Annotated in this window: 1 protein-coding gene; it reads right to left on the reverse strand. The window is 49.7% G+C overall.

Annotation, left to right across the window (positions count from 1 at the left end):
• The coding region (locus Q0698_RS13265) for a GTP-binding protein (RefSeq protein ID WP_298637163.1) at nucleotides 1-533 on the reverse strand (533 nt) is incomplete at both ends.

Genomic DNA, 533 nt, shown 5'->3' on the forward strand with positions numbered 1-533 from the left:
CCTGGAATGATTGGCGTGTCGTCACCTGGGAATTCGTACTGCTCAAGAATCTCACGAATTTCCATTTCAACTAGCTCTAGCATCTCTTCGTATTCTTCTGAATCAACGCCGCCACAGTCTTCTGCAAGAAGGTCAGCTTTGTTCAAGAATACGACGATGTAAGGTACACCTACCTGACGAGATAGCAAGATGTGCTCACGAGTCTGTGGCATTGGGCCATCAGTCGCGCCACATACTAGGATTGCGCCGTCCATCTGTGCAGCACCGGTGATCATGTTCTTAACATAATCCGCGTGTCCTGGGCAGTCTACGTGTGCGTAGTGACGTGTTGGTGAATCATACTCAACGTGTGAAGTTGCGATCGTGATACCACGCTCACGCTCTTCAGGAGCGTTATCGATACCGTCAAACGCTACCGCTTCACCGCCGTAAACTTCTGCACATACACGAGTAAGTGCTGCAGTTAGAGTTGTTTTACCATGGTCAACGTGACCGATTGTGCCCACGTTTACGTGGGGCTTGGAACGTTCAAA

The sequence above is a fragment of the uncultured Umboniibacter sp. genome (assembly GCF_947497555.1).
Taxonomy (GTDB): Bacteria; Pseudomonadota; Gammaproteobacteria; order Pseudomonadales; family DSM-25080; genus Umboniibacter.